Annotated in this window: 20 protein-coding genes; 13 read left to right on the top strand and 7 right to left on the bottom strand. The window is 45.2% G+C overall.

Annotated elements, in window-relative coordinates:
* Positions 1 to 133: 133 nt before the first annotated feature.
* The gene (locus ACHUFI_RS02680) at positions 134 to 1,048 is read right to left on the bottom strand and encodes a LysR family transcriptional regulator (protein WP_394246724.1); all 915 of its coding nucleotides are present in this window, start codon (positions 1,046 to 1,048) and stop codon (positions 134 to 136) included.
* Positions 1,049 to 1,241: 193 nt separating this feature from the next.
* Here ACHUFI_RS02680 and ACHUFI_RS02675 point away from each other — a divergent pair, with 193 nt between their 5' ends.
* From ACHUFI_RS02675 to ACHUFI_RS02665, 3 genes are all read left to right on the top strand, one after another.
* Positions 1,242 to 2,936 (top strand): L-lactate permease, encoded by a 1,695-nt coding sequence (locus ACHUFI_RS02675; protein ID WP_394246723.1) that lies wholly within the window; start codon positions 1,242 to 1,244, stop codon positions 2,934 to 2,936.
* A 222-nt stretch (positions 2,937 to 3,158) separates the two neighbouring features.
* On the top strand, positions 3,159 to 4,301 hold the full coding sequence (gene lldD / locus ACHUFI_RS02670; RefSeq protein WP_394246722.1) for an FMN-dependent L-lactate dehydrogenase LldD: 1,143 nt from the start codon (positions 3,159 to 3,161) through the stop codon (positions 4,299 to 4,301).
* Positions 4,302 to 4,447: 146 nt separating this feature from the next.
* Positions 4,448 to 7,321 (top strand): FAD-binding and (Fe-S)-binding domain-containing protein, encoded by a 2,874-nt coding sequence (locus ACHUFI_RS02665; RefSeq protein ID WP_394246961.1) that lies wholly within the window; start codon positions 4,448 to 4,450, stop codon positions 7,319 to 7,321.
* Positions 7,322 to 7,425: 104 nt separating this feature from the next.
* Here ACHUFI_RS02665 and ACHUFI_RS02660 read toward each other — a convergent pair whose 3' ends face one another.
* Complete coding sequence (locus ACHUFI_RS02660; protein WP_394246721.1) at positions 7,426 to 7,671, bottom strand: hypothetical protein; 246 nt, start codon at positions 7,669 to 7,671, stop codon at positions 7,426 to 7,428.
* Between the two features lie 312 nt (positions 7,672 to 7,983).
* Here ACHUFI_RS02660 and trhO point away from each other — a divergent pair, with 312 nt between their 5' ends.
* The 3 genes from trhO to ACHUFI_RS02645 all read left to right on the top strand — a co-directional run bounded on the left by trhO (position 7,984) and on the right by ACHUFI_RS02645 (position 10,212).
* Positions 7,984 to 8,973 (top strand): oxygen-dependent tRNA uridine(34) hydroxylase TrhO, encoded by a 990-nt coding sequence (gene trhO / locus ACHUFI_RS02655; RefSeq protein WP_394246719.1) that lies wholly within the window; start codon positions 7,984 to 7,986, stop codon positions 8,971 to 8,973.
* 129 nt (positions 8,974 to 9,102) lie between these two features.
* Complete coding sequence (locus ACHUFI_RS02650; RefSeq protein WP_394246718.1) at positions 9,103 to 9,360, top strand: YdcH family protein; 258 nt, start codon at positions 9,103 to 9,105, stop codon at positions 9,358 to 9,360.
* A gap of 45 nt (positions 9,361 to 9,405) precedes the next feature.
* Entirely contained in the window at positions 9,406 to 10,212 is an 807-nt protein-coding gene (locus ACHUFI_RS02645; protein WP_394246717.1) for a hypothetical protein, read from the top strand.
* 230 nt (positions 10,213 to 10,442) lie between these two features.
* Here ACHUFI_RS02645 and ACHUFI_RS02640 read toward each other — a convergent pair whose 3' ends face one another.
* Positions 10,443 to 13,367, bottom strand: a complete 2,925-nt coding sequence (locus tag ACHUFI_RS02640; RefSeq protein ID WP_394246715.1) for an alkaline phosphatase family protein — start codon at positions 13,365 to 13,367, stop codon at positions 10,443 to 10,445.
* Positions 13,368 to 13,638: 271 nt separating this feature from the next.
* Between ACHUFI_RS02640 and ACHUFI_RS02635 the strand changes: the two genes are divergently transcribed.
* Positions 13,639 to 14,817 carry a GGDEF domain-containing protein gene (locus ACHUFI_RS02635; RefSeq protein ID WP_394246713.1) on the top strand — a complete coding sequence of 393 codons (1,179 nt, stop codon included), beginning with the start codon at positions 13,639 to 13,641 and terminating at the stop codon, positions 14,815 to 14,817.
* On the opposite strand, the gene ACHUFI_RS02630 is transcribed toward ACHUFI_RS02635, so the two are convergent.
* Entirely contained in the window at positions 14,814 to 15,095 is a 282-nt protein-coding gene (locus ACHUFI_RS02630) for a hypothetical protein (protein WP_394246711.1), read from the bottom strand. The two genes, ACHUFI_RS02635 and ACHUFI_RS02630, sit on opposite strands and share 4 nt — an antisense overlap.
* 156 nt (positions 15,096 to 15,251) lie before the next feature.
* Here ACHUFI_RS02630 and ACHUFI_RS02625 point away from each other — a divergent pair, with 156 nt between their 5' ends.
* Positions 15,252 to 16,100 (top strand): pirin family protein, encoded by an 849-nt coding sequence (locus ACHUFI_RS02625; RefSeq protein WP_394246710.1) that lies wholly within the window; start codon positions 15,252 to 15,254, stop codon positions 16,098 to 16,100.
* Positions 16,101 to 16,231: 131 nt separating this feature from the next.
* On the opposite strand, the gene ppnP is transcribed toward ACHUFI_RS02625, so the two are convergent.
* Positions 16,232 to 16,513 (bottom strand): pyrimidine/purine nucleoside phosphorylase, encoded by a 282-nt coding sequence (gene ppnP, locus ACHUFI_RS02620; RefSeq protein WP_394246709.1) that lies wholly within the window; start codon positions 16,511 to 16,513, stop codon positions 16,232 to 16,234.
* Between the two features lie 332 nt (positions 16,514 to 16,845).
* On the opposite strand from ppnP, the gene ACHUFI_RS02615 reads away from it, so the two are divergent.
* The 3 genes from ACHUFI_RS02615 (at position 16,846) to ACHUFI_RS02605 (ending at position 20,741) form a co-directional block, all read left to right on the top strand.
* Positions 16,846 to 17,361, top strand: a complete 516-nt coding sequence (locus ACHUFI_RS02615; RefSeq protein WP_394246708.1) for a DUF2850 domain-containing protein — start codon at positions 16,846 to 16,848, stop codon at positions 17,359 to 17,361.
* A gap of 192 nt (positions 17,362 to 17,553) precedes the next feature.
* Positions 17,554 to 17,907 carry a DUF2850 domain-containing protein gene (locus tag ACHUFI_RS02610; RefSeq protein ID WP_394246959.1) on the top strand — a complete coding sequence of 118 codons (354 nt, stop codon included), beginning with the start codon at positions 17,554 to 17,556 and terminating at the stop codon, positions 17,905 to 17,907.
* A gap of 293 nt (positions 17,908 to 18,200) precedes the next feature.
* Complete coding sequence (locus ACHUFI_RS02605) at positions 18,201 to 20,741, top strand: glycosyl hydrolase family 18 protein (RefSeq protein WP_394246706.1); 2,541 nt, start codon at positions 18,201 to 18,203, stop codon at positions 20,739 to 20,741.
* A 128-nt stretch (positions 20,742 to 20,869) separates the two neighbouring features.
* Here ACHUFI_RS02605 and ACHUFI_RS02600 read toward each other — a convergent pair whose 3' ends face one another.
* Positions 20,870 to 21,715 (bottom strand): alpha/beta hydrolase, encoded by an 846-nt coding sequence (locus ACHUFI_RS02600; RefSeq protein ID WP_394246705.1) that lies wholly within the window; start codon positions 21,713 to 21,715, stop codon positions 20,870 to 20,872.
* A 95-nt stretch (positions 21,716 to 21,810) separates the two neighbouring features.
* Positions 21,811 to 22,398, bottom strand: a complete 588-nt coding sequence (locus ACHUFI_RS02595) for a TetR/AcrR family transcriptional regulator (RefSeq protein WP_394246958.1) — start codon at positions 22,396 to 22,398, stop codon at positions 21,811 to 21,813.
* Positions 22,399 to 22,558: 160 nt separating this feature from the next.
* On the opposite strand from ACHUFI_RS02595, the gene ACHUFI_RS02590 reads away from it, so the two are divergent.
* Complete coding sequence (locus ACHUFI_RS02590) at positions 22,559 to 23,515, top strand: AEC family transporter (protein WP_394246704.1); 957 nt, start codon at positions 22,559 to 22,561, stop codon at positions 23,513 to 23,515.
* 125 nt (positions 23,516 to 23,640) lie between these two features.
* Positions 23,641 to 24,672, top strand: a complete 1,032-nt coding sequence (locus tag ACHUFI_RS02585) for an acyltransferase (protein WP_394246703.1) — start codon at positions 23,641 to 23,643, stop codon at positions 24,670 to 24,672.
* The last annotated feature ends 43 nt before the right edge of the window (positions 24,673 to 24,715 follow it).

Genomic DNA, 24,715 nt, shown 5'->3' with positions numbered 1-24,715 from the left:
ATTCTCATCATCAGCATACGAAGAACCCACCAGCAATCAAGCAAAGAAATACTACAATTCGTAACTATGCGATCTATCAATTATAATCACCATGTAAAATGCTACCGACTAACGCCGTCACTATTGAGTCCCTCTAGAAATAATGAGAAATCGCCAAATATCGCGCTCTAATATGCTCAATCAATAGTTTTATCTTATTTGGGGGCTGGCGAGTGAATGGATACACCGCGTAAATACCTAGTTTTTTGCCCACTAAGTCAGGGAAAATATCCACCAACTGGCCGTTTCGAATGTCGTGATACACCAAGCACCGCGGTACATACGCGACACCATGCCCACCAAGCGCTGCTTTTCTCAATGCAGTCGCGTTATCCGTCGAAAACGATCCCGACACCCGCACAATGTAGCTACCGCGCTCTGATTGCCCTTTTTCTCGAATGAACTCCCATTCACTGGCTCCCGTCGTCTGATAGGCATATTGCAGGCAGTTATGATTGACCAGATCACTTGGCTGAAGAGGTTTGGAGTTTTTGGCAATATAAGAAGGCGAAGCACACACCACCCATTGGGAATCCAAGATATGGCGGGCAATTAGGCTAGAATCTTCTAAATAGCCCGTCCGTATCACCAGATCCAAGCCATCTTCCACTAAGTCGACAAATCGATTATCGAGAGACATGTCGACGGTTAACCCTGGATGCATATTGCAGAACTCAGCCACCGCATCCGCCAAGATCAAATCACCTGAAATCGTAGGTACGGACATTTTGATATGACCGCTAACATTCTCACCAAAGCCTGAAACTGCATCCATAGCCTCTTGGGTCGCCTGCTTCACATTTTTCGCGCCATGCAACATTGCCTTGCCCGCTTCGGTCAAGGTCAATTTTCGCGTAGTTCGATATAATAACTGCACACCGATCTCTTCTTCCAATCGCGCAATTCTTTTACTAACTACCGAATTTGTAAGGTTATTTTGCTCTGCAACCTTGCTAAACGTCCCCAGTTCAACAACCTGAGAAAACAAGATTAAATCGTCTGCTCGCATCTTATTATGTCAATTTTGGAATTAATTATTTTCATTATTTCCCTATATCAATAAAAAATAAAGGGGTAAATTCACGACAAATTAACAAACCCATTACAACTGATGCTTTTAAAGCACAGCGATTACTACAAAAACAATAACGTGTAGAACATTTCAAACAAGAATGTTTGAACCTATGTACGAGGAAGTACCCATGAGTGAAACATTACTAGCTTTATTGGCCTTTTCGCCAATAGTTGTCGCAGCCATTCTATTGGTTGGACTCAATTGGCCCGCTAAGAAAGCGATGCCTGTGGCGTTTGCCTTAACTGTTGCCATTGCCTTAGTTGCGTGGGACATGTCAGCAACTCGCGTAATCGCTTCGGTCTTTCAAGGCTTAGGCATTACAGTCTCTGTTCTCTGGATCGTGTTTGGCGCCATCTTTTTATTAAACACTTTAAAACACACTGGAGCCATCACCACAATCCGTAACGGCTTTACCGATATATCGGAAGACCGCCGTGTGCAAGCCATCATCATAGCTTGGTGCTTTGGCTCTTTTATTGAAGGCGCTTCAGGCTTTGGTACTCCCGCTGCAATTGCCGCTCCACTACTTGTTGCAATCGGCTTTCCGGCGCTTGCCGCTGTACTCATGGGTATGATGATTCAATCCACGCCTGTTTCTTTTGGCGCTGTAGGTACACCGATTATTGTTGGCGTTAATAAAGGGTTAGATACCCATAACATTGGTGAAGCGCTGCTTGCGAACGGTTCTACTTGGGATGCCTATTTACAACAAATCACCTCAAGTGTGGCACTAATCCATGCTTCAGTTGGCATCATGATGCCTGTGCTAATGGCGATGATGCTGACTCGATTCTTCGGCAAAAATAAAAGCTGGACAGAAGGCTTAGATATTCTACCTTTCGCTTTATTCGCGGGCGCTGCATTTACTGTCCCTTATGCGCTGACAGGTGTATTTCTGGGTGCCGAGTTCCCATCATTGATCGGCGGCCTCGTTGGCCTTGCTATCGTCGTGACAGCAGCGAAAAACGGCTTCTTGGTTCCTAAATCTAAGTGGGATTTCGAAAGCGAAGATAAGTGGCCAGCAGAATGGTTAGGTTCACTAAAAATCGACTTGAACGAATCCAAGTCTCAAAAGCCGATGAGCATGGCAATGGCTTGGACACCGTACGTGCTACTTGCTGTCACACTTGTCGCAAGCCGCGTTAGCCCTGAGTTCAAAGGTTTCCTAAAAAGTGTCAGCCTGTCGTTCAGTAATATTCTGGGTGAAACTGGAGTAAGTACTGCGATTCAGCCTCTGTATTTACCAGGCGGTATCTTAGTCTTTGTTGCACTGGTTGCCGTGATGATGCAATCACGCAGCGTCACTCCGCTCGCCAAAGCATTTGGAGAATCGAGTAAAACTCTTATCGGTGCTGGCTTCGTACTGGTGTTCACGATTCCTATGGTTCGCATTTTTATTAACTCAGGCGTTAACGCTGCTGACCTAGCCAGTATGCCGGTGACTACCGCAAACTTTGCTGCCGAACTTGTCGGTTCCGCGTTCCCTGCACTAAGTGCGACGGTTGGAGCGTTAGGTGCGTTCATTGCAGGCTCGAACACAGTATCAAACATGATGTTTAGCCAATTCCAATTCGAAGTCGCTCAAACCCTCACCATCTCAAGCGCGGTCGTGGTTGCTCTACAAGCGGTCGGTGCTGCAGCAGGTAACATGATTGCCATTCACAATGTTGTCGCGGCATCTGCAACCGTTGGTTTGCTCGGCCGTGAAGGTGCGACACTGCGTAAAACCGTAATCCCTACGTTCTACTACCTAGTCATGACCGGCATCATCGGTCTGGTGGTTATCTACGGTTTCAACATGACAGATGCTTTGATGCGATAGCTCAACAGCCAATAGAAAAAACTGGCGTTAATACCAAGTTCCCCGACGCCTTGTTTAGACAAACGAACCAATCTACCGACGATTCTTCACGTCTTTCTTGATAGGTTCAAACGCTTAAACAAAAGGTATTAACGCCACCTCATTTATCGAGTCTGAATGACATTACACTCTCTATATTCAGATTTTCGACAAGGTAAGTAACCATTATTTAGGATTGGCATTATGATTATTTCCGCTTCGACAGATTACCGTGCAGCAGCAAAATCCAAACTTCCTCCTTTTCTATTCCATTACATTGATGGCGGTTCTTATGGAGAGCATACCCTGCGTCGCAACACAGAAGACCTCGCGGAGATTGCTCTCAAGCAACGTGTTTTGAATGACATGTCTGAACTCAGCCTAGAAACTGATTTATTCGGCGAGAAACTCGCGATGCCCATCGCTCTTGCTCCTGTCGGGCTGACGGGCATGTACGCGCGCCGCGGTGAAGTTCAAGCCGCTAAAGCTGCAGCCAATAAAGGGATTCCCTTTACCATGTCAACGGTTTCGGTTTGTCCCATTGAAGAAGTCGCGCCAGCCATTGAACGCCCGATGTGGTTCCAACTTTACGTATTGAAAGATCGTGGCTTTATGAAAAATGTTCTAGAAAGAGCCAAAGCCGCAGGTGTCACCACATTGGTGTTCACTGTGGACATGCCAGTGCCTGGCGCACGTTACCGCGACATGCATTCTGGAATGAGCGGGCCTAACGCCGCCGCTCGCCGCGTATTTCAATCCATGCGTCACCCGAGTTGGGCTGTCGACGTTGGTCTACTAGGTAAACCACATGATTTAGGTAATATCTCTACTTACCGAGGTTCACCGACCAAGCTCGAAGATTACATTGGTTGGTTGGGCGATAACTTTGACCCTTCGATTTCATGGAAAGATCTAGAATGGATTCGAGATTTCTGGGATGGCCCTATGGTCATTAAAGGCATTCTTGATACAGAAGATGCGAAAGATGCCGTTCGATTTGGCGCTGATGGCATCGTCGTATCGAATCATGGCGGTCGTCAATTAGACGGTGTGTTATCCAGCGCAAGAGCGCTTCCATCCATCGCGGATGCCGTAAAAGGCGATCTCAAAATATTGGTCGACTCCGGTATTCGCACTGGGCTTGATGTGGTTCGAATGATGGCACTTGGCGCCGATTGCACATTGCTTGGTCGTTCATTTGTCTACGCCCTTGCCGCTCAAGGCCAAGCTGGCGTAGAGAACTTGCTCGACTTGTACGACAAAGAAATGCGTGTTGCGATGACGTTGACGGGCGCTAAAACCATCAATGATCTCACCTCTGATTCTTTAGCTGAATTTCATAAATAGCGGATAGCGATACTTAATTTTTAAACGGAGTCACACATTCTTACGCTGGGTGTGACCCGTTTTATGAATTGTGACAACGTTTACGTACTGGAGAACATAACAACTGCAAAAGCAGGAACCAGTGCGACAAGCACAAGGAAGCAATGATGGCGAACACCACACCCAATCACTCGCACCAAAACGATGTTGAGCATTTAGAAACGACAGCAAAATATCAAACGCTGGAAGCTACTCTTTCTACTCGTATTGATGTCACACGCATTATCACTCAAGAAGCGAAGCGGCTTGCCTATGGCACCGACGCAAGCTTTTATCGTCTGATTCCCAAAATTGTCCTAAAGCTAAATAGTTTAGATGAAGTTATTTTTGCCATTAGAAGTTGTCGTGATTTAGGTATTCATTTTACGTTTCGTGCCGCGGGCACTAGCTTGTCAGGTCAAGCCGTTTCTGACTCCGTTTTAATCACACTGACCGATGATTGGCGCGGACATGAGATTGTTGATAACGGCAATCAAATCATTCTTCAACCGGGTGTTATTGGCGCTGATGCAAACAAATACTTAGCCCCATTTCAAAGAAAAATCGGCCCGGATCCGGCGTCGATTAATACTTGTAAGATAGGCGGAATAGCCGCCAACAATGCATCAGGTATGTGTTGTGGCACGGCGCAAAACTCGTACCGCACAGTAGAAAGCATGAAAATTGTGTTGAGTGACGGCACGCTATTGGACACGGGTGACCAGTCCAGCATTGAAGCCGTTAAACAGTCACACTCTGCGCTTTTCAATGGCATAACCGAACTTCACCAGCAAACAGCCGACAATACCGAGCTGACCGAGCGCATTCGTCATAAGTACCGCCTAAAGAACACGACCGGTTACGCATTAAACGCGTTAGTCGATTATCACGATCCTATTGATATCATCAAACACTTGATGATTGGATCCGAAGGGACACTGGGCTTTATCGCAGAAATCACCTACAACACAGTAGTCGAGCACCCAAATAAAGCCTCCACTTTATTGGTATTTTCCGATATTGAGCAAGCGAGCCAAGCCGTCACGACCTTATCAAAAACACCCGTGGCTGCAGTTGAGCTAATGGATGGCCGAGCACTGCGTTCAGTAGCCGACAAACCGGGCATGCCAGCATTCATGCCAAACTTGAATTTAGAAGCTGCCGCCATCTTAGTTGAGTCTCATGCCAGCTCCCAGTCGGACTTAGATTTACAATGTAAATCTATTATGGACTCACTCTCAAACTACACCATTTTGGAATCTGTACCGTTTACTTCTGATGCCAAAACCGTCGCCACGTTATGGGGCATCCGAAAAGGCATGTTCCCTGCCGTCGGCGCTGTTCGTGAAGTCGGCACCACAGTGATCATCGAAGATGTCGCGTTCCCGGTTGAGAACCTTGCCAACGGCATTCGTGAACTCCAAGAGCTTTTCGACAAATATCACTACAGTGAAGCCATCATCTTTGGTCATGCCTTAGAAGGAAACCTGCACTTCGTTTTTACTCAAGGTTTTGATAGCCAAGAAGAAATCGACCGGTATGGCGGCTTTATGGATGACGTTGCCGAATTGGTCGCGGTTAAGTATCAAGGTTCTTTAAAGGCCGAGCATGGTACCGGTCGCAACATGGCGCCCTATGTGGAGCTTGAATGGGGGAAAGAAGGTTATGCTTTGATGCAACAAATCAAAGCACTGTTCGACCCTGAGGGTTTGCTCAATCCAGGCGTCATCATCAATGACAACCCAAATTCTCATATCACTGACTTAAAGCCTATGCCTGCCGCCGATGACCTTGTCGATCGCTGTATTGAATGTGGCTTCTGTGAGCCAGTCTGCCCATCTCGTACTCTGACACTTTCTCCGCGCCAAAGAATCGTGCTTTATCGCGAGCTACAAAGACGACGTAAAGCAGGGGAAGACATAGACGCCTCCGAACTCGAGAAAACGTTTGAATATCAGGGTATTGATACCTGTGCTGCAACCGGGCTTTGTGCCGAGCGTTGCCCAGTTGGGATCAACACTGGCGATTTAGTCAAAAAGCTTCGAATCGCTAAATATGAAAAATTTACACCAATCGCGAAATGGACAGCGGAACACTTTGCGACCACCACCAAGCTCACTAAAGCAGGGCTTAAGAGCAATCAGCTCGCAACCAAAGCATTGGGCGCAAACACGGTAGGGAAACTGACGAACGGCCTGCGCAGCATGACCAAAGGCAAAACGCCCATTTGGATACCGGAAATGCCTCAGTCGAATTCGCACCAACCGCAAGAGAGTGCTAAAGCCCATTCTTCAAGCTCTGATAAGAAGGTGGTGTACCTACCTTCATGTGCAAGCCGAACCATGGGTCAACAGGCGGATGCTCAAGACCAAAGGCCGCTGACTGAAGTCACTTTATCCTTGCTACAAAAAGCGGGGTACGAAGTCATCTTACCTAAGAAGTTAGATGACCAATGCTGCGGTATGCCTTATGACAGTAAAGGGATGACTGACCTAGCCCAATCAAAAGCTCAGCAGCTCGAGCAGGTGCTCTGGCAAGCAAGTCGCCAAGGGGAGTACCCGGTATTAATGGATACGAGCCCTTGTGCCAAGCGCAGCATTGAACAATTTACCAAGCCTTTGAAAGTGCTGGAGCCAACAGGTTTCGTGAATCAATACCTATTGGAACACCTAGATCTAACACCAAAACAAGAAACCGTCATGCTGCATGTCACTTGTAGCTCACGCCGAATGGGGCTGGAAAATGACATGTTGAACCTGGCCAAAGCCTGTGCGTCGGAGGTGATCATTCCTGAGCACATTCAATGTTGTGGTTGGGCTGGAGACAAGGGCTTTACCACTCCTGAGCTCAATGAAGCAGCGGTTCATCCACTCAAAGAGCAAGTGCCGAGTAACTGTCGCCGAGGCTTTAGTAACAGCCGAACATGTGAGATAGGCTTATCGCACCATAGCGGTATCCCTTATCAATCCATCCTGTATTTGGTGGACGAAGTTTCTCAGTAACTCAAAATAACCAATTACTGCTAAAACGAAAACAGCTGCCAATTTGGCAGCTGTTTTTATGTGATTGATACCCGCCTAGACAAGACTCTAATAGAGCAATCTACTTACTGTTGAGCGAGGGACGCCAATTCGGATTGGGTGTAATTTTCTGCTTCTGCACCTTTAGCGATTAAGTCCAAAACCTGAAACTCCTGCATATCTCCAAACTCCGCTTTTAGATAGTCCCTAAAAGCTTGTTCGTTAGGCCACTTGCCTCTCACGACATACCCTTCTTCGATATCAAAATCTTCAGTTTCTAGAAATGAAAAATCGGTCATCCCGATATTGTGACAATACAAAACAAGATACATCTTGGTTCCTTCATTCAATCGGACGCCTTACGTGTCATACCGCCCGGGTGTTCGCTTAACTGGAATCTATCTTAAAGCAGAATCCATATTGGTTTCCACGGTTAATGAAGCACTTAGCCCCAATCTAGCCTCCATACGATGCGTCAAAATCGTAACCAGTGAGCGAGTAATCAATAAACCTTATTTTTCTCAGTGTTATATAGCCCTATTTTTGGTTGGTTTTTGTCCTAGACTCGCTTGGCTATACTGCGCCTGATTTTAATTATTAAACACCGCTCTGGATTTACGTTCCAGCTCGCAGAAGGAAAAATCATGTCTCAATACGTTGTATGCGCACTTTATAAATTCGTAGCGCTAGACGACTACCAAGAAATTCGTCAACCACTTACCGAGCTATTAGAAGCCAACAATATCCGTGGCACCTTGCTACTGGCTAGTGAAGGCATCAATGGCACAGTTGCAGGAAAACGCGACTCTATAGATGCGTTGCTGCAATGGTTCAAGCAAGACCCTCGCCTCGCTGATGTGGTTTACAAAGAATCGTTCAATGAAGAGCAGCCTTTCAACCGCACGAAAGTGAAACTGAAAAAAGAAATCGTCACTATGGGTGTTGAAGGCATCGACCCACGTCATGTGGTTGGTACTTATGTAAAACCTAACGAGTGGAACGCTCTGATCTCTGATCCAGAAGTGCTATTGGTTGATACTCGTAATGACTACGAAGTGGATATCGGCACGTTCAAGAACGCGGTCAACCCAAACACAGAAACGTTCCGTGAGTTCCCGCAATACGTCGAAGACAACCTTGATCCTAAGAAGCATAAAAAGGTCGCGATGTTCTGTACGGGCGGTATCCGCTGTGAGAAATCGACCGCCTACATGAAAGAGCAAGGCTTCGAAGAGGTGTATCACCTTGAAGGCGGCATTCTGAAATACTTGGAAGATGTGCCTGAAGAAGAAAGCATGTGGGAAGGCGACTGCTACGTATTTGATGGACGTGTTGCCGTTAACCACCAGCTAGAAAAGAGCGGCTACGATGTATGTAACGCTTGTCGCTTGCCAATCACTGAAGAAGACAAGCAATCTGAAAGCTTTGAAAAAGGCGTCAGCTGCCCGAAATGTATCGATAAACACAGTGACGAGCAAAAAGCACGTTTCCGTGAACGTGAAAAGCAGGTGCAACTTTCTAACGCTCGTGGTGAAACTCACGTTGGTGGTGAAGCGGCTCACCTCATCGAACAGCGCAAAAAAGAAAAGCTAGCGTTGAAAGAACAGCAGCGTTCAAAAACTAAAGCGAAATAAGCTTAAAGTCATCTCCAATAAAGGCACTTTTCAGTGCCTTTTTTCTTCTTTCTAGTTTGGGTTTGACCCCACATTTCTTGCCATCAATAGCCTTTATACTGAAGTAAATTGACTGAAGAGGAAGTGCCAATGCTCAATGAAAACCATGCTTTTGTGTTAGATTTCCCAGACTTAAAACTCGATATTGTTCAGCTCAACCACGACGACCCCAAATTCAAGCAAGATATGCAAAAGTACCATCAGCTTGATTACGATATCCGTCAACTCGAAATTTCCGGCAGCCCGATAGACGACGACAGTATGCACAACCTGAAAGTTGAACGTATGGAGCTAAAAGATTCGCTCTACCAACAACTGACCAAGCACCATTCGTTAAATACAAATTAGTCTGCTGCTAACCTTTAATGACATTTTCCAATTTAGAGCTGCTTATTGGCAGCTCTTATTGTGCCGCCCCCCATAGCCTCACCTAAAAGCCCTCTTATTCGAGCTTTAACTGCGGCCATTAGCCTTCCACTTTTAGCGGGTTGTGTCACTCCTGGAGAAGACGACGCGAATGCGACCACCAAACAAGGTGCTGTCGGCGGCGCTTTATTAGGTCTAACGCTTGGCGCGCTGACTGGCGATGCAGATCTAGCCATGAAAGGGGCTATTGCAGGTGGTGTGGCTGGCGGCGTAGCCGGCGCAAGTCATGATATTCAAAACAATCGAGAGAACATTCGCCACGATAGCCGCAATGAAGCTATCGCGAAGTCAGGCAGCGGCTCAAACAACGCAGCCGACACTACTCCACAAAACTGGCAAGAGCTTAACCATTTTGTCGGAGAGTGGAATGTGACGATCCGCAACCATGTTGAAATCGCGAGCGACGTAGAGAGCCTAGAAGCAAAAGGGCAACTTAGCAGCATTAGCCAAGCCGAGGTTCAAGTCACGAACGAGCAAGGGATCGCTCTTAATGCTGCGTTCTCCTATACGGCTGAGCAAGGCTACCAACTCGATATCACCAACAAGGCTACTGATGCGAATGTAAACTTCGCAGGTGAACATCAGCCTCAAGCAAACCGCTACAACTTCTATCCAACTGATATCCAAGACGTCATTTACACTGGAATCAACAGCGCCGACGTACGTATTGAACTCGGTATGATCAATGACAAGGTATGGATTCTAGAAAGCTATGCTTTTGTAGATGGCAGCGAGCAAAAAATTCAATCTATTCGCTTCAATAAAGTGAGCTAGATAGCCCAAAAACAAAAAAAGCCAGTAGTTGGTATGACTCGTCTCAGTTATTGAGACGCTCACACCAACCACTGGCTTCACTAATACAGATCGCTATTATTAAGCCACTCAGAACAACGAGTAACTATTGAATGAATCCACCTATTCAATAATTAATACGACTCCCTCGTATGCAAGTTTGGCTCTCGATTGGGCAAGGCACCTCCCGTGCCTTTTCTTTTTCCTGCCGCTTAAAGCCCCTGTTTTGAGATATCTAACTTATCCAATAACGACGGATACCCCCAGCCATTAACGCCGACTTTAACCTGCTCACCGGTTAAGTACTCAAACAGGGTTGGCGCTAGCGACCCATTTGCTTCAATGGTTAACGCTTCTGGCTGCTGCCCGATTGGCGCTCCCCAAAAACCAATAAAGGCATCTTTCTCAAGGTAGTCTTCCCCAGCATGTCGCCCTGGTACTTTGGTGTTGTAGCCAATACCCGCTTTCGGGAACAAATTGACCGTTCCTGCACGATCTTCAAGATAGATATTCGCTAACTGATTGACTGAGTCTGGCCTTGGCGTCAATTGAGTCAACTGCTGCCATTCACTTGAAGAGCACCAAGAATCTACATTCGACTTAGTCGCTCGATTGATACACTTATCCACCAGCTTGGAGTACTCGGTAAATGCTCGATCACTTGGCGCAGCTAAGTAAGGGTTGAGCTTTTGAACATCGAGAAGCACAGGATGAACGCCTGGAGTTAGCGACTCGTAAAACAATTTGTCGCCTTGACGCGTAACAAGTTCATCGACTCTTTTGGTCTCACGGTTACCGACAACACGCACCGTGCAGCTTTCAGAATCACAGGTATTTTCACGCACGACTAAGTAATCTAATGTTTCCGGCAACCTTGTCGTGATCTGCTGAATGATATCAATGCTTTCACCTGCTGGCGCCGCAATTGGGCTCCATTTCGTCAGTTCTTGATAAACAGGTTGAACGCTCCACCCGCTTTCAGAATTGAAAAAGTCCATCATGAAATTACCGCCCGCAGTGGAAGCCACGACCACATCCACAGCTTTCAAACTTGGGTAGCTCAATGCGTTGGTAATTTTTGGCCCTTCCCCTTCATCCGACGAGATTTTTTTCACCACAATCGAGTAATCCAACTCTTCTTGTAGCTTTCCGAGCACCTGCTTTTCTGGGTTCAGAGCATAAAATACTGGGGTCAACCCATGATCGCCAGCCATTCCCCATAGGGTTTTGTCGTACACCCCTGCTTCACGGTAAGTGGTTTCAATTTGCGTTAACCAATAATCTAATCGGTTGAGTTCGCCTGTCGGCATCAGAATTTCATCACTGAATGGACCGGTGAAATGTGCGAAGTGATCCGGCCATGGATTGTAAACTAAGGTGTAATCAGGCATGCCTTGACCATCGAGATCAGCATACATTTTTATAGCTTGCTCAACTTGCAGCTTTTTGGCCGCCTTAGTGAACAAGTCAAAGCCTGATATCGAATGGTAAGCGTTAATGTCCTTGATCAACTCAGCGCGTTTCTGTTTTAGCTCGACTTCGACCTTTGCTCGTTGCTGAAGCTCTTTAAGACAGCGCTTCTCTCCATAATCACGCAGAGATTCTCCTAAACCTAGATTCACGAGACCATCGTAAGTCGTATGCGCGTTCCAATCATATTGTGCATTGCAGTTAAGTGTTTTTAGATAATCCAAGCGATCAAACATAGTTTGAACATTATTGTCGGCCATCAGTACGTCTAACTGCAGCGCATCATTACCAAAGAAGTAATACGCCCTGTCTATTTCGCGATCCACAAAATGAAAGTTAGGTACCCCTGTCCCTCCTTCACCGGACACTCGTGCGCCTGTTTTGATAATCGGCAGGTTTCTCACACTGATGGTAGGGGTCGATGACACTCCCACACGGCTGATGGAAGGCTTATGGTCGCGATACATCCTTTTAAAATAAGGTAAATAATAAGGGTCATTGTAGGTTTGCTCTAACAATAACCCCATGAACTTCACTTGCTGTTTATGCTCAGGCTCGACAACTTGCTCGGTTCTAGGCTTGTTCGCTGCTCTATTTATGTGTCGTTGATTGGCGACAGAAATAAACGGTGAAGCATCATCGACTAAGCCTTCGATTAGCCCTTGCTGCAGGCCATCAACCGTCACTTGCACCGCAAAACGCTTGTTCTGTTGGGACACCAAAAATTCGAGTAGCCTTGCCGGTTCATCATCGAAAGCTTGCTGCATCCAATCGTTCAAAGCCTCTCGGCGTTCATCTTTAAACACAAACTGACGATACGCTTTAAGTAAGTTCAAGCGAACAAAGTCAATCAAAGTTATCGTTAATGCCTGAGCTTTATTGTTTTCTTTATCGGCATTTTCTGGCAATCCATCTTTGGCAATGGCCATTAATGCAGATTTCATTTCACTGTCTTCCATCCCTGACGCAGCTTTATTGATCAAGCCAACGATAATCGGTTGGATTTGATTAATGATTGCCATGTCTTCAAGGCTGTCAGTTAAATACGTGTATGACTCAGGCAAAGTGTCCATGTCTTGCCAAACACCAATTTCAAACAACGCGTCGTAAATCACCACCATATTCGCAATGAACTTATCGTCTACCTGAATACCTTCATGATGACCAGTCGCCTCTTTGACTTCTTCGGTTACAGGTTCAACTGGATTATCACCATAATGATACAAACTGTGTTCGAAACCTTTGAGTACCTCTTCATCGTAAACCGAGGCTAAGTACTCTTTAAATACATCCTCACTCCCTAGCCCGGTATAACGGTCGTAATAGCTATATAGGAAATAACCAAGGGGGATAGAATAGGTAGGATTAGAAAGTTGAGCGATGACTCTTGCTTTGGTTTTCACGTCTAACGGCAAAGACAAAACATACGCATCAAGCGTCACCCCAGCAATCGTGAACAACGCGGCATCACGAGTCAGCTCGGTAGAGTATTTAAGTGTCGATAACACTTGGTTCTTAAGAATTTGCCCTGAGCTAAATACTCCTCCAATCACAGGGGTGGTCGAAACTTCAGCCAAAACGGGAGCACTGATGAACGATGTAGTAAGTAGACTAGTCGCCCAAAAACGACCAGTTTTACCTGAAAAACCCTTAGAATATTTAGTCATAGCCAAACTCTGTTTATAAATTTTAGTTATTGTTTCAGGTTATAGTGATTAGTCAATAAATTGCCACCTCAAGCATAAGCTAAGAATCAATAACGAAAATCCGATGCGTCAAAATAAACATACTCATATGCAACAATTATAAATATGACGAGACAAATACATATGAAACCGTGAGCGCAATCACAAGAAAATCAATGTGATACCCATTCAACTTCCTACTTATATCCTAGACTTAACTTGCACTAATAGCTCGAATAGGTCACGGAAGGCAATGACAAACTTGGTTGGAAGACACTTAGAAGAGATGGCAGATATTCGCTCTACGCGAAAACAAAAAGTCGTGTACTTATGCTCACTCGCGACAAGCGCTCTGTTTATCTTTTATGCGTTTTCTTATTTTCTAGCCAATGAAACAACGCTCGCAATCATTGATTTCTCATTTGCCGCGATTGCACTTGGAATCTGCGTTTATTTAAAGCGTGGCAGGCAGCCCGTGTACGCCGATCTATTGCTCAGCGCTGTTTTACTGGTCCAAGGCGTTATTCTCTTTCTATACAGTGAGTCCATCCCTGATCGTATTCTTTGGCTATACCCATTACTCGCCACCGTGATTTTTATTAATGAATTTAGAATCGGGTTAATTTTCAGTGCGTCATTTTGCTGCTTTATTAGTGGGTTGATCCTTTTCACTACCATAGATTACGCACTGCCTATTGAGTCGAGTAACCGTTTCATTCTTAGCATGTTTTCAATGGCTGTGGTCTGCCATACCTCTTCTTATTACTACAACAAAGTCGTCAGCTACATACAGTGCTTGTACCTAGAGGGAATTGAAGATCTCGCCTATATGGATCAGCTTACCGGTTTGGCGAATAGGTGGAGCTTCGAAAACTGGGCTACCGAAAAACTGCACACAGTGAACACCAATAAATCGGTTACTGCGTTAGTGTTTCTAGATATCGATAACTTCAAATCGATTAACGATAACTATGGACACGATGTCGGAGACCGAGTGCTGCAACACTTTGCCAAACGACTCAAAAACAACATCAGAACCAAGGACAGAAGAACAGAAAAACACGACTACTCGATTGCCCGATTTGCTGGGGATGAGTTCGTACTGATGCTTTATGATGTGCGTTCAAAAAGTGACTTGAACAATATCTTAGAGCGAATTTGTCGCCTTTTTGAAAATGGCTATCAGAACCAAGAAAGAATCAATGAATTGACGTTGAGCGTTGGGGTCGCTTTGTACCCTCAAGACGCCACTGAACTGCCTGAACTGACAAGGTGTGCTGACAAAGCAATGTATCAGGCTAAGCATTCAGGAAAAAATCGTTATGCCTATTACCACGACAATCCGATTCCAGTCTCAATAGAAGAGTTTTCCAGTACAAACAACTCACTGGTAGAGACCAGCAATGTTACGCCTATTACTAAGCGTCACTAGTTGGTCATATACATAACCCATAAGGCAAAAATGCCAGTCACCACCAGCCAGATAATTTGTCTGGCTTTGTTCGGTTTTGAGCTTTTTGATTTAACGACTGGTTTTAATGCTTTCTCTTTTGCAGAGCGCACAAAACTGTACCCGAGCTCTTCTCGCTCTTTGCGACGCTGGACGGCCTCATTCGCCACTTCAGTGAAACGATGTCTCTGATCAGTAGTGAAATCTGTTTCAAAACCAATCTGCCCATGTCTATCTTGGTGTTTAGGTTGTACTGCCAAAACGGCCTCCTCACGAATAGAACATAATTCAATTATAGTCAATTTTCTGATTGTCATGATCATTCGAATTTATTGAATATCTTACTCGAAGTATTGCTGTCTTCTTTGCATAAGCCTTTCGCTACACTGCAATCATTCAACGAGAGGGACACGATTATGAAAACAACCAGAACAGTTCAGCAGATCATTTCATCTCATGCGACATCCGATGGAGATGGCGTAAAGATCAGCCGAGTAGCCGGTTTCAATAACGCAGGGTTCTCTCCATTTTTAATGATTGATGAACTCAAGTCAGATGAAACGAAAGATTATGTCGGTGGTTTTCCACCCCATCCACACCGAGGCATTGAAACGCTCACTTACATGCTCCAAGGCCACTTTCAGCACAAAGACCACATGGGCAACGTAGGAGAGCTAAAAAGTGGTGGCGCTCAATGGATGGCGGCGGGGCGAGGAGTCATACACAGTGAAATGCCGATGATGGAGGAAGGCTCACTTCATGGATTTCAGATATGGATTAATCAGCCCGCGAAAAACAAAATGACGCCCGCTCGATATCACGATTTTCAAAGCGACACGATCAGTGAACTTAAGAATGTTGGTTCCGGATTACTTCGCGTGATATCTGGCAAGCTAAGTGTCACTGATACACTAGTATCTGGCCCGCTACAAACGACAGGAGTACCTCTGACCGTTGCAGATTGGCGCGGGCATGACGGCGAAACCATCGAATTGCAAACCACACCAACCCATAACGCGATGGTGTATGTATACAAGGGCAAAGTGAAAATAGCTGAAGATACAGTGGGTCAAGGGCAGCTTGCCCTACTAACACAAGATGATGTGATTGAGCTAAGTAGTGCAAATGAGTCTGGAGTATTGATCTTTTCAGGAGAGCCTATCGATGAACCCATCGTTCATTACGGGCCATTTGTGATGAATTCAATGCAAGAGATTGAGCAAACTATTGCCGATTACAACAGCGGAGTATTTGAGCGCTATTAGCACGCTAGAAAGGTTTTTAGAGGCTTGATTCTGTTCGTTAGAATCACCGCACGGTAAGACTTATCCACTGCAAGGTTAGTTGCCGATTCAACCACGCTCTAGGAGCGTGGTCTTTTTATTTTACCTAGGGGTTACAGGTACTCACATAGGTATGCCGTCGCTTGTTCTACTTTCAGGTCGAACGATGAATCACCTTGTACATCGAATGACTGACCCGACTCGTAAGTCGTCCAATCCGCATCACCCACACGCTTTACGATCAATGCACCTTTTACCACTGTCATCTTTTCAGGAGCAGCAGTCCCAAATGTGTATTCACCCGCGGCCATTACGCCCACGCTAAGCTCCGCATCCGATTGAGTGAACCCTAGTGACTTTACTCCACCTTCAAAGTAGGTATTTTCCTTGATCATATGACTTCCTTGTTAACTATCTAATTATTAAATCCGATGAATGTTTTTAACGAATTTCACGCCATCGTACAAGCATTTAATTCTTGTTAAGAAAAGTTCGCTGTCGATAGAGTCAACCAGGCAAACGCTTTGCTTGTCCGCTACACTCACTTCTCAGTGGTATTTCTCCCCTCTCACTATAGCTATTAGCTCGCTTCCACTACAATCAATAGAGGAACTTGGAATGCAAGTAGGCTTTTCACCGTCCATCGTCGGGAATATCTTTACAAATAAAGATAAATATCAATAGCATACTAAGTTTTCACTTTTGGGCGACACTTTAAGGGCAATTGATGGCAGTAGGAAAAACTCCGAAGCAGACGGGGAAGCAAGCCGAGATTTCTGCCACGAAACAAAAGCCCAAAGGCGTCGATATCTACACTAAAATCATTAGGCTGATCTTCGCCCTATTTGCCATCGCCGCCATGGCAGTAGTGGGTTATTTTTCTTACCAAAGCCACCAAGATTACGTCGACCCCAGTAAAGTCTATGGAGACTGGATTGAAATTGGGGCTCCTCCTTATAAAACCGATATCCTGACTTTTTCAGAGCAAGGCGTTAGCCGAAACCGTCGCTTAATCAGCACCCAATATGAGTTTGATGGTAAAGAGATCACTTTTACGACTGGTACGGGCACCACGGTCTACAAGCTCGCCGGTAATGTACGCTCCCCTCAAATCCGCAGAATTTGGCCAGATTTACCTGCACAAAGTTTTGTGAAAAAAGGCTACGAACACACGGTCACCACGACCAGTGGCGGACTTGGTCAGAAAAGAAGAGCATCACTCGCTGAACACTTCAAACCATAATTACTTTACCTTTTGACAGAAATCCGCAAAAATACAGAACACAAAGCTGTATAATAAAAGGGTTTCCATGACAGCTATCACTCACCGTATAAAAACAAAACCAGCCAACACTCCACTAGCACCGAGTAAGTTTAAGTTTTACCTAACATTAGCTAGCATGATCGCAGTCATCATTGGTGCTAACCTCGGTTCATATTTCTTGTACTTATCTTATATCGACCCAAAAAAATTCATGGTGACTGGGTAGAAGTCGGCTCTCCACAATACAAAACCGACATCATCACCTTTTCGGAACATGGGGTAAGCATAAACCAACGCATTGTCAGCACTCGATATGAGTTTGATGGTATCAACATTCGTTTTTCGACCGGAAAAGGAAAGTTTTTATACAAGAAACAAATCGGCTCTTTCCCTTCCAAACTAAAGAAAGTGTTCCCTAAAAACCCAACACAGCACTTCATTAAGCGAGAAAAAGAGCAAAGCATTAACAATTCAGCACATCAACCGATAAAGAATAAAAAGTCGCTGTCGGACATCTATAAGTAAAATGTCTCTAATTAGAGACATTCACCGATAGATAATTTTAAAATCAAATCGATAGCTGATATTTATCGCTCGCGCTTTGAATTTATAAAATCTGGACTCAGTAGCACATAGAAGATGTAACAACTTGTTATCATTTGGATATTTTTCAATCACCCATCGGAAAGCGATTTATTTCCATTTATAAAATAAAAACCCTCTCGAATACTGAAGGCGATGCTCCAATTCGTTTTGAAAAAGAGCAGCTTATGCACCTACTTTTGGGTGGATGACATTCAAGGAATGAGAGAAAAACTATGATTCGTTTTAACATGTGTGCGGCAAGTATCGCACTGGCTCTTTCGGGAGCGGCACTGGCTGCACCAAGCGCGCCTAGTATCGACATGTATGGTTCAAACAACCTTCAGTTTTCTAAAATCGAACTTGCGATGGAAACAACATCTGGCTACAACCAGATGGTTAAGTACAACGATTTAGCTAAGGTTGCAGTTAAGTTCAATCAATGGAGTGGCACAACTGGTGACACTTACAACATCTATTTTGATGGTGTAAAAGTAGCAACAGGCCCTATCTCTGGTAGCCAAACGACAGCTTCTTTTGAATACGGCCAAGGTGGTTTGTATCAAATGGAAATCGAAGCGTGTGACGCTACTGGATGTAGCAAAAGCGCTCCAGCACAGATTACGATTGCCGATACTGACGGTTCACACCTCCCTCCATTAGCAATGAATATCGACCCAAATAACAAAACGTACAACACAGATCCAAACACGGTTGTAGGTACTTACTTTGTAGAATGGGGCATCTACGGTCGTGATTACACGGTTGATAACATCCCTGCTGACAACTTGACTCACATTCTTTACGGTTTCATCCCAATTTGTGGTCCTAATGAGTCTGTTAAATCTGTTGGTGGTAACAGCTACAATGCTCTTATGACAGCATGTCAAGGCGTCAATGACTATGAAGTCGTTATCCATGACCCATGGGCAGCATTCCAAAAGAGTTTCCCTCAAGCTGGTCACGAATACAGCTCTCCTATCAAGGGTAACTACGCAATGATGATGGCGCTGAAACAGCGTAATCCAGATCTAAAAATCATCCCATCCATCGGCGGTTGGACACTTTCAGACCCATTCTTCGATTTCACAACTAAAGCAAATCGTGACACATTCGTCGCATCGGTTAAGAAATTCCTAAACACATGGAAATTCTACGATGGCGTAGATATTGACTGGGAATTCCCTGGTGGTGGCGGTGAAAACGCTAACCTAGGCGACCCTATCAATGATGGCCCGGCGTACATTGCATTAATGCAAGAGCTGCGTGCCATGCTAGACGAACTACAAGCTGAAACAGGCCGTACTTATGAACTCACTTCAGCAATTGGCGTAGGTCACGACAAAATTGAAGACGTGAACTACGGTGAAGCGATCCAGCACATGGATTACATCTTCGCGATGACTTACGACTTCTACGGTGGTTGGAACAACGTTGTTGGTCACCAAACTGCTCTAAACTGTGGTAACTTCATGCGCCCTGGTCAATGTGACGGCAGCGGCTTAGATGAAAATGGCGAACCGTACAAAGGCCCAGCTTACACAACAGACAACGGCATTCAATTACTGCTTGCTCAAGGTGTTCCTGCGAACAAACTTGTTGTCGGTACAGCAATGTACGGTCGTGGCTGGGAAGGTGTAATGCCTTCATCTCTGACAGATCCAACCGATCCAATGACAGGTGTAGGTAACGGCAAACTGAAAGGCAGCTCTGCACAAGGTGTATGGGAAGACGGCGTTATTGACTACAAAGGCATTAAAGCCAACATGCTTGGTGCTGATAACCAAGGTATCAATGGCTTTGAATATGGCTACGACGATATGGCAGAAGCGCCTTACGTTTGGAACCGCACTTCAGGTCAGCTAATCACATTTGATGATGATCGCTCTGTAAAAGCAAAAGGTGCGTACGTACGTAGCTTAGGTCTTGCAGGTCTATTCTCATGGGAAATTGATGCCGACAACGGCGACATCCTAAATGCAATGCATGAAGGTCTGGCTGGTGGTACAACTGAGCCAGTAAACCGTAAACCAACAGCAGCAGCTGGCGCCGATCAATCTGTTGAAGGCCCTGCTTCGGTTTCTCTAGACGGTAGTGCTTCAAAAGATAGCGACGGCACGATTGCGAGCTACGCTTGGTCTCAAGTAAGTGGGACAACTGTCGCGCTAACCAACGCTAATTCAGCGGTAGCAAGCTTCGATGTAGCTGAAGTGGCTCAACAAGAAACACTTACCTTTAGCCTAACGGTAACAGACAACGATGCTGCAACATCAACCGATACAGTTGTTATTACAGTAACACCTAAATCAACAGGCCCTGTAAATACAGCTCCAGTTGCAGCGGTTACTGCTCCTGCAGAAGCAAGTGCGGGTGATGTAGTTGTGGTTGATGCTTCAGCGTCTAGCGATGCAGACCAAGATACACTTACGTTTACGTGGGATGTTCCAGCAGGTATTGACGCAACAGTAACAGGTTCGTCAGTGAGCTTTATTGCCGCAGAATACACGCAAGACACTGCTCTAAACTTCTCTGTGACGGTTAGCGATGGTACTGATACTTCAGTTGCCTCTACTTCAGTAACCGTACTTAAGAAGTCTACTGGTGGGAACACATGTACGAACCTTTGGGATGCTGGCGCTGTGTACACAGGTGGCGATCAAGTAACTCAAGGCGGAAAAGTGTGGGAAGCGAAATGGTGGACAACAGGTGAAGATCCAACAACTACAGGTCCTTGGGGCGTGTGGAAAGAAATCGGTCCTGCAAACTGTGCAAGCTAATATCTTCTCATTAAAGGTATCTTGATTAGAGGTAACTAATCACGCTTACCTCTAGTAGAAAAGGCCAAGTCGAAATACTCTGACTTGGCCTTTTTGTTGTTCAAACTGTAGTCGCTACGCAGCTCTTGTTAAATTAAGCGGTCAAAACTTTCAAACACTTGTGAGCACTTCATCACTCTGCCATGCCCTTGTCCCTGCGTCGCCACCAAATCAACTCTAGCCATTTCATTGGCCGCCCGTTGCGACACGTCAAACTTAGTAAATTTGTCGTTTTCATCGTGAACGATAATAGTTTGGGACTCTCTCAAAGCGAGTTTTCCATACGGGTCAACGGACTGAATCGGGTAGTTAAATTGCTCTTCCACTTCTCCTACTACCGCTTCAAACAATTTCATTGAATAGCCCGAGCGCGCCACACTTCCAAACAAGTTGTCTAAATAATCCAGGACTGGAGCGATCAGCAGGAGTGGCTTATGTTCCAGCTTGGCATGCTTGCATTCTAAAGCAGAAGCGGTACCCATGCTGTGTCCTACTAACCCCACAACTTCATCAACAGAATCTAAAATGGCTTCTAAGCCGTTTACAAACGCTGGGATGTGCCCATGTACACCTTCGCTGCCTCCGTGTGCGGGGTGATCATACGCCAAGGCTGTGTAACCTTGCTTAGCAATATGTTCCATTAATGGATAAAACTGACTCGCTGTGCCAGACCACCCGTGAGTCAATACCCACACAGGTCCAGTACCTAATGAATAAGTCTTTAAAACGCCATCACGCCCGACGACTTCACCTTTTACCAATCCTTCTGGCTCAGCATTCTTCGGTTCAGTCCTCACTGGGGTCAGCAGTAACTTACGAGCCGTTTTCTTCGCATGAGAAGGGGCCAAGATGTAATGCAGATTCGTCGTTGCTCCAATAAGGCTTCGCTTAAAGCTGAACTTAGTCGAAGTGTTGAAGTAGATTTTCTCACTCATGATTCTGTCCTTGTGCCAATCGCCAAAATCGAACGACCGTGCTTTTTATGTAGTTAAAAAAAGAGGTTTCCCTCTTTTGATTATCGCTGTCATTGCTATTTCCAGCTGGCTATCAGTCTTTCTACGCCACTCCAAAAGTGATCGTGACTGGCTTGCTGACCATGTATGGAATAAAACAAGTTTGCACTCAGGTATAAACCATACAGCTCGAATGTTGCTTGTTTCGCGTCTAGATCACTTCGAAACTGCTCAGAATCTACCGCTTTTTGAATCTGAATAGTGAGATAATTAATCCAAACTGCAATGGACGCTTTTAGTGCTTTCTGAATCGGGCAAGCCGTTTCTGCCGCATCTTTCCAAGCATCTATGAACATGCAGCTTCCCTGAAAGGAGTGATTCCAACCGAGCCAATGTGTTAGAAGGTGCTTTAACTTCCCTTCGATATCAGCATCGCCCAACTGCCTTGCAGGAACAATTACTCGTTCAGTAAAAATGGCATTCGCATATTCCAATACCGACACTTGCAGGTTCTCTTTGGAATTAAAATGCGCGAACAAACCACTTTTCGACATCCCACACTCTTTGGCTAAAGCACCAATGGTGAGACTCTCTAATCCATTTTCACTGGCCAATGAAAAAGCACAGCTTAAAATATGCTCTTTTGTTATTTTACCTTTACTCATCATCAACCAATCAAATAACTCAATACTCTATTTTTAGCACGTTCGTTCTTTTTTGCAATTTATTTATTCTTTATCTTGAGTAATTAATGTCACCCAGTGGGAAAATATGGAAGAATGAAATACTGTTCAAAGGATCGAACTCGTTGATTAAGGAGATAAAATGAGCACTCTTTGGGAGCAATTTGCTTTTTCAGCCGCTATTACTGGCCCGATTTGTCTCATGCTTTTTCTTGGAGTTGCACTCAGACGAATCGGGTTAATCAACGAAAATTTTATCGATGTCGCCTCAAAAGTGGTCTTTCAAGTCACACTCCCTGCGATGCTTTTTCTCAGTATTGTACAATCAACCCATCGCTTTGGTGCCAGTAGCGCATTAGTGGCCTTTGGCTTACTCGCAAACTTTTGTTTTTTTATCTTTACCGTGTATTCAACGAAGTGGATGTTCAACAAACCGAAAGACCAAGGTGTGATCATTCAAGGTGGATTCCGTGCCAACACCGCGATTATCGCTTTGGCATACGTCTCTAATATTTACGGCAATGAAGGCGTCGCCTTAGCGGCTATTTATGTGGCATCAATGACGGTGCTCTACAACATTCAAGCCGTCGTGGCACTCACTCCCAAGGGAGAGGAGTCTGGTACTAAAGCGGTATCGGTAATCGCTAAAACCTTAACCAAAAACCCGTTAATCATTTCAATCATGCTAGGGGTGGTGTTTTATGCACTCTCGATCCCAATTCCTAAGATGCTCACCGACGCTGGGCAGTATTTCGCCAACATGACTCTGCCACTCGCGCTACTGTGTACTGGTGGGTCACTCGACATTGGTTCTTTGAAACACGATAAAGCTCCCACTTGGTTTGCGACAAGTTACAAACTCATATTATCACCATTGCTGATCACCTGTGCTGCGCTCGCATTTGGCTTTAGAGGCATGGATCTGGGGCTTATATTCTTAATGAGTGCTGCCCCTACCGCCGCGGCAAGTTATGTTATGGCGCGAGCTATGGGAGGCAACGCTACCTTAGCCGCTAACATCATAGCGTTAACAACCGTCGCCTCGCTTATTACTTGCACCCTCGGCATCTTCGCCCTAAAAGCAACTGAGTTAATATAGTCTCGAGTGACTTCAAAGTTTTACCCTCAAATAGAATCTTATGCATGTGATTGTTTGATTTAGCACTAACCACATGTGCAATAAGGCTGATAGATTTTAACCACGACTAATCTGAGGTTTCTATTATGTCTTCCTCTCAAACACCAAGAATTGCTAGTTTCGAACTTGGGCGAGTGATTGCCATCCTCGCTATCATAGGGCTGCACTGTCAAATGGCGCTGACTTATTGGCAAGTAGATCAAGTTCCATGGGTAGGTTATCTCCTAAACCAAAGTGCACGTTTCGCCGTCCCGTTATTTTTCCTAATTTCTGGATACTTAATCCAACCTAAACTCGAGCAAGACCCGTGGGGCACACTCAGCCGTTATTCCAAACCTTTACTCAAAGTATGGTTGGCATGGAGCATCATTTCTTTACTAATGCCTTTCAACTTAGCCACCGTTTTTGAGCATGGCTACCTAGCAGAAAGGGAAGGCTATTGGAGCTTCTTAATGACCGCGCCATTAAACTCTCTGTTAGAGGGAGGGTTAGTTCATTTATGGTTCATTCCCGCATTGGTGATTGCCGTTTTAATCCTTGCTGCGCTGATTGATATGAGCTTACATCGGTTCATTCTCCCTGTTGCCACAGTGCTCTACCTGTACGGGGTATTAGCGGGAAGTTACATTAATCTTACCGAATTTGAGCCTTCTTTCTTTACTCGAAATGGCCCATTTTTCAGCACGCTAATGGTTTCCATAGGGTTCATGGTTCGACAAAACCAATGGCGAATTTCATCCAAGTGGGCATTAGTAAGTTTGGTTCTTGGAATGGCGGTGCATTTCTATGAAGCGTTTTGGCTGATGGATTATGACATGGCGTTTAACGAGCACGACTTCCTATTTGGCACCGTTTTCTGGGCATTTGGGGTGTTCATGTTGTTGCTCGCCAACCCTAAAGTGGGCAACATGAAATGGGTATCTCTGCTCTCTAAGCGGATGTTAGGCATATACGTCAGTCATTTGCTGGTTATCATTTTGATGTTTAACGTGATGGGAATGCTTGAGATTGTCGGGTTAGCAAAAGACGCCATTGTTTATGTATCGGTCATTTTCCTGAGCTTTGCTCTTGTCGCTGGCTTTGAAAAAACGCCCCTAAAAAAATGGTTGTTGAGATGATAAACCAACTATGGATTTGGGGATGAGGTAAAAGAAGCCCACA

It is taken from the genome of Vibrio profundi, from assembly GCF_043642225.1.
GTDB classification, from domain to species: Bacteria; Pseudomonadota; Gammaproteobacteria; order Enterobacterales; family Vibrionaceae; genus Vibrio; species Vibrio profundi_A.
Note: the sequence above shows the minus strand (reverse complement) of the source record. Positions and strands in the feature narration are given on the sequence as shown.

Coding starts and splice junctions, on each gene's coding strand:
- ACHUFI_RS02605 (WP_394246706.1), top strand. CDS start 18,201: ATGATTCGTTTTAACATGTGTGCGGCAAGTATCGCACTGGCTCTTTCG.
- lldD (WP_394246722.1), top strand. CDS start 3,159: ATGATTATTTCCGCTTCGACAGATTACCGTGCAGCAGCAAAATCCAAA.
- ACHUFI_RS02680 (WP_394246724.1), bottom strand. CDS start 1,048: ATGCGAGCAGACGATTTAATCTTGTTTTCTCAGGTTGTTGAACTGGGG.
- trhO (WP_394246719.1), top strand. CDS start 7,984: ATGTCTCAATACGTTGTATGCGCACTTTATAAATTCGTAGCGCTAGAC.
- ACHUFI_RS02650 (WP_394246718.1), top strand. CDS start 9,103: ATGCTCAATGAAAACCATGCTTTTGTGTTAGATTTCCCAGACTTAAAA.
- ACHUFI_RS02660 (WP_394246721.1), bottom strand. CDS start 7,671: ATGTATCTTGTTTTGTATTGTCACAATATCGGGATGACCGATTTTTCA.
- ACHUFI_RS02675 (WP_394246723.1), top strand. CDS start 1,242: ATGAGTGAAACATTACTAGCTTTATTGGCCTTTTCGCCAATAGTTGTC.
- ACHUFI_RS02640 (WP_394246715.1), bottom strand. CDS start 13,367: ATGACTAAATATTCTAAGGGTTTTTCAGGTAAAACTGGTCGTTTTTGG.
- ACHUFI_RS02615 (WP_394246708.1), top strand. CDS start 16,846: ATGGCAGTAGGAAAAACTCCGAAGCAGACGGGGAAGCAAGCCGAGATT.
- ACHUFI_RS02595 (WP_394246958.1), bottom strand. CDS start 22,398: ATGAGTAAAGGTAAAATAACAAAAGAGCATATTTTAAGCTGTGCTTTT.
- ACHUFI_RS02585 (WP_394246703.1), top strand. CDS start 23,641: ATGTCTTCCTCTCAAACACCAAGAATTGCTAGTTTCGAACTTGGGCGA.
- ppnP (WP_394246709.1), bottom strand. CDS start 16,513: ATGATCAAGGAAAATACCTACTTTGAAGGTGGAGTAAAGTCACTAGGG.
- ACHUFI_RS02625 (WP_394246710.1), top strand. CDS start 15,252: ATGAAAACAACCAGAACAGTTCAGCAGATCATTTCATCTCATGCGACA.
- ACHUFI_RS02590 (WP_394246704.1), top strand. CDS start 22,559: ATGAGCACTCTTTGGGAGCAATTTGCTTTTTCAGCCGCTATTACTGGC.
- ACHUFI_RS02635 (WP_394246713.1), top strand. CDS start 13,639: ATGACAAACTTGGTTGGAAGACACTTAGAAGAGATGGCAGATATTCGC.
- ACHUFI_RS02600 (WP_394246705.1), bottom strand. CDS start 21,715: ATGAGTGAGAAAATCTACTTCAACACTTCGACTAAGTTCAGCTTTAAG.
- ACHUFI_RS02665 (WP_394246961.1), top strand. CDS start 4,448: ATGGCGAACACCACACCCAATCACTCGCACCAAAACGATGTTGAGCAT.